Source organism: Mesorhizobium sp. M7A.F.Ca.US.005.03.2.1 (genome assembly GCF_003997795.1).
Taxonomy (GTDB): Bacteria; Pseudomonadota; Alphaproteobacteria; order Rhizobiales; family Rhizobiaceae; genus Mesorhizobium; species Mesorhizobium ciceri.
In genome coordinates this window covers 1-3,974 of record NZ_RZRP01000597.1, presented here as the reverse complement: position 1 = coordinate 3,974, position 3,974 = coordinate 1, and the positions used below count along the sequence as shown (strand labels likewise).

At 62.2% G+C, this 3,974-nt stretch carries 4 protein-coding genes and 1 pseudogene; 4 read left to right on the top strand and 1 reads right to left on the bottom strand.

All coding sequences use genetic code 11. The features are described 5' to 3' along the window. Positions 1 to 535, bottom strand: a 535-nt coding sequence (locus EN991_RS26420) for a L,D-transpeptidase (RefSeq protein WP_181172690.1), incomplete at its 3' end; no start/stop codon positions are given. Positions 536 to 679: 144 nt separating this feature from the next. Here EN991_RS26420 and EN991_RS26415 point away from each other — a divergent pair. The 4 genes and pseudogenes from EN991_RS26415 to EN991_RS26400 form a co-directional block, all read left to right on the top strand. Further along, positions 680 to 1,363: a response regulator transcription factor gene (locus tag EN991_RS26415; RefSeq protein WP_013528898.1), complete on the top strand. Its 684-nt coding sequence runs from the start codon at positions 680 to 682 to the stop codon at positions 1,361 to 1,363. Between the two features lie 121 nt (positions 1,364 to 1,484). Next, the gene (locus EN991_RS26410; protein ID WP_063173345.1) at positions 1,485 to 1,940 is read left to right on the top strand and encodes a Crp/Fnr family transcriptional regulator; all 456 of its coding nucleotides are present in this window, start codon (positions 1,485 to 1,487) and stop codon (positions 1,938 to 1,940) included. Between the two features lie 215 nt (positions 1,941 to 2,155). Then, positions 2,156 to 3,211: a glycosyltransferase family 9 protein gene (locus EN991_RS26405; protein WP_164753664.1), complete on the top strand. Its 1,056-nt coding sequence runs from the start codon at positions 2,156 to 2,158 to the stop codon at positions 3,209 to 3,211. A 289-nt stretch (positions 3,212 to 3,500) separates the two neighbouring features. After that, positions 3,501 to 3,974, top strand: a pseudogene (locus tag EN991_RS26400) (hypothetical protein); the annotation flags it as partial.

Below are 3,974 nucleotides of genomic sequence, written 5' to 3'. Positions count from 1 at the left end.
ATCTTACCACCCTCACCACCGTCCGGTCCGACAGCAGCGGCAGCAGCCGCGCCATGGTTTGCGCCGTGACAGCCACACAGCCTTGCGTCGGCGTGAAGCCGGGGCGCGCCAGATGGAAGAAGATGGCGCTGCCGCGTCCGCGCCGGCGCGGCGACAGGTTCCAGTCGAGCACCAGGCAGGCGTCGTAGAGCCTGTCGTCGCGCCGCATGCGTTCGTGGCTGGCGCCATAGGGAATCCTGACCGGCCTGTTGTAGTTGCGGTCGTCAGGCACTTCGCACCAGCCCAGATCGGGCCCGATCGGCGTCATCGCCAGCCGGGTCCTGCGGCCGCTGGAGAACTGATCCCCCCGGAAATACCCCGACAGGATCCGCATCGCGGCCAGCGGCGTGGCGCCATCGCCTTCGCGCTTGTCGGCCGAGATGCCACCGCGCCCCAGCGCACAGGCAAACACCGTTTTCCCGGCCTGCAGCAGGCCCTGGCTTGGATGCCCAGGCCTCGCCCGCACGGTCAGCACACGCAGCCCTTTTCGCAAAATTGCGCCGGCTGCATTGCGATCGTGTTTTTTCTTGTATGATCGTGCCACGGAACAAATCACTGTGAACGGCTGTTACGCCGGTCAGCTTCCGCATAAACAGGCAGCGGTCAACTGAATTTTCTTTTCAAAACAACGGATTGATCCATGACTTCACGCACCATACTGATCGTCGACGACGATGATGACCTGCGCGGCACGCTGGTCGAGCAATTATCCCTTTACGAGGAATTCGACGTGCTGCAGGAATCGACTGCGGCAAAAGGTGTCGCCGCAGCGCGCGGCGGCCTCATCGATCTGCTCATCATGGATGTCGGGCTGCCCGACATGGATGGCCGCGAAGCGGTGAAGATCCTGCGCAAGGGCGGCTACAAGGCGCCCATCATCATGCTGACCGGTCACGACACCGATTCGGATACGATTCTTGGTCTCGAGGCCGGCGCCAACGACTATGTGACGAAGCCGTTCCGCTTCGCCGTGCTGCTGGCGCGCATTCGGGCGCAGTTGCGCCAGCATGAGCAGAGCGAGGATGCCACCTTCTCGGTCGGGCCCTATACTTTCAAGCCCAGCCAGAAACTGCTGCTCGACCCGCGCGGCGGCAAGGTGCGGCTGACGGAGAAGGAGGCCTCGATCATCAAATATCTCTATCGCGCCGACCAGAAGGTGGTGACGCGCGACGTGCTGCTCGAGGAGGTGTGGGGCTACAATTCCGGCGTCACCACGCACACGCTGGAAACCCATGTCTACCGGCTGCGCCAGAAGATCGAGCGCGATCCTTCCAATGCGGAAATTCTTGTGACAGAAAGCGGCGGCTACAAGCTGGTTCCTTAAACATTTTCATTATCCAATGAGCGGCCGGGCGGGGCCGCTTTCGGGTACGATCCAGTTGGAGGGTGGTTTGGATCGAACTCGCAGAGGAGGAGTCGGACTGTCGGTTCGGGGACATAGCTAGATGGCGCTGGATGACGACATCCGCGTTCTGTCCGCCGTGAGGCTCTTCGAGGGCTTCACGCAGGAACAACTGCGCCTGCTCGCCTTTGGCGCCGAGAACACCAGGCTGATTGCCAACCACAAGCTTTATCGCGAGGACGACGAGGCCGATTCCGCCTATATCGTTGTCAGCGGGCGCATCGTGCTCTACCGGGAGCAGAATGGCGAACGCATCCCGATAGGCACGGCAGGCCCCGGCACGATCCTGAGCGAACTGGCATTGATCGCCGACACCAACCGGCTGACCAGCGCGTCGGCCGAGATCGATTCGGAAGTGATGCGGCTCAGCCGCAAGATGTTCCACCGCATCCTGGAGGAATACCCCGAGGTCGCGGTCAAGCTGCACCAGCGCATCTCCGAGGAATTTCAGGCGATGATCCGCCGCATCGAGGAACTGGCGCCGCGCTTCTCCGGCTAAATCTAGCGTACCCACGAAGCTGCTGGCTTCGCAGCCGAAGGGAGAAGTGTTTTCAACGACAGCGATGAACTGGTCGTGGCGCACTGCGCGCCATCCGGACGCCCGGATCCAGCGGCAAGGCTCCGTTGACAGGCAAGAGGTGAAATCCTAAAGCACCTCGAAGGCGGCCGGCGCAGCAGGCGCCATCACCACCAGGCTCCTGGGGGGAGCGAGCCATGCCATCAGGGCGGTACGAGACCATTATCTTGTATTCCCGCAATGACGCGTTCGGCGACGGACTGATCCGGATTCCGGCATTGCGCGCCGCCAGAACGGCATTCCCCGACAGTTTCATCGTCTACGGAACCACCCGGTCGTCGTCCCTTGAACATAGCCTCAATCGCCATGCCGGCCATTTGGTCGATGCGATCAATGTGCGGACGCCCCTGGCGCGCCTGATCGCCGGTCACAGCAAGGGCAAGGGGCGATTGGCCGTCGTCGATTTCCGCATCTCGGCGCGTTGGCTGCTTCAAGCCTCGGCATCACTGCTCGGCCGCGGCATTGCCTATGAGGCAAACTTTCCGGCTTTCGCCCTTTCCTGGCGCCTGGGTCACAGGCCTGAAGCACGACCCGGGCACAATGCCTGGCGCTACCATCGCCTCATCGAACGCCTTGCCGGCAAGCGGCTGCCTTTCGATCATCGGCTGGAGCCTAGCCCGGCCGCACGAGCGGCGGCCAGGAGCCTTGCGGACGGCAAGCATGCTCCCTTGATCATTATCGCGGCGCATGGCAGCGCCAGCAAGCGCATGTCGGCGGATCAGGTTGCCGCAATCGCCGACAGCCTGATCGCCGACGGGGCGAACCTTCTCTATGTGAGAACCCCCGGCGACGGTCCCGATATGGCTGAGCTGGCTCAGCGCGTGCCGAAGCTGCGGCTTGTCGATTCCGCCGCGATCGGAGGTGTCGATATCGGTGACATTTTGCTGGCGCTCGGCGAGTTTGCCGATCTTTACATCGGCGCCGAAGGCGGTACCGCACATCTCATGGCAACGGTGATGACGCCGATGGTTATCCTCAATGGCGGCGCCAACATGGCCCGTTGGAGGCCGCTTTCGAACTGCGTGGACGTGATCGCGACCCGCCATGCCAGCCCGACCGGCCTGGTCGCCGATGTCCCGGCGCCGACAATCATCGAAGCGGCGCAACGGATGCTGGCGACACGCCGCCGCGACCATCCCCATCTGCCGGATAAGCCTGTCAGCGCAGCAGCCCTGGGGCAACGACATGCGTGAAGACGTGAAGCGCGCCGTTTGAGTTCGAATTTATTTGGACGCGCTTCGAAGCGTGCTGGGATTCAGGTCGGGCATTTGCAGGCCGGCCTCCCCTGAACATCGGCGCCATGGTACAATGGGTTCGGTGGAGCGAAGCGCTGCAACCGTTCGATGCTGACCACCGGCACAATGCAGGCGGAGTTCTCGGCGCGGCAGAGCTGGCAGCCATCGTACTGGATTAGGCATAGGTCAGCACTTCTTGATCTTTGATTCCAATGGAGTTCCTCTCAGTCCTCTATGAGAATAGCAAATGCCAGAGAACAGCGCGCCGAACACAAAGCATGGCGGCGAATGGACAATAGCCTGGCGCTTGGTCGTGTTGGCGGCGGCGGCGATCAACGTTGCGATGCTCTTGGCCGCGCTGTTCGTCGCGCAAATTCGTGGTCTGGACGCGTGGATCTTTTATCGAGATCCATCCGCAGCCGCCGGAGTCGGTTTCTATACGGGGTGGATTTCGTCCCTGGGTGCTTCGCTATGGATCGGCTCCGGCGCCGCGACCCTGTTTGCTGGCCTGCTCACGCGCCGATGGGATTGCACGTTTCTCGGCGGCCTTACCCTCCTCCTGGGCCTCGATGACCTGTTGTTGATCCATGAGGACGTGCTGCCCATTGTTGGGATACCAGAGATCGTTCCGATGATTGCCTACGCCGGCGCCGGGTTGTTCTGGTTCTTCCGGCTGCGACGAAAAACATTCGACGGCACGATCATCTTTGTGGCCGCAGGC

What these genes read in the sequence shown, in the direction of transcription:
- EN991_RS26415 (WP_013528898.1), top strand. Translation starts at nt 680, where the DNA reads ATGACTTCACGCACCATACTGATCGTCGACGACGATGATGACCTGCGC.
- EN991_RS26410 (WP_063173345.1), top strand. Translation starts at nt 1,485, where the DNA reads ATGGCGCTGGATGACGACATCCGCGTTCTGTCCGCCGTGAGGCTCTTC.
- EN991_RS26405 (WP_164753664.1), top strand. Translation starts at nt 2,156, where the DNA reads ATGCCATCAGGGCGGTACGAGACCATTATCTTGTATTCCCGCAATGAC.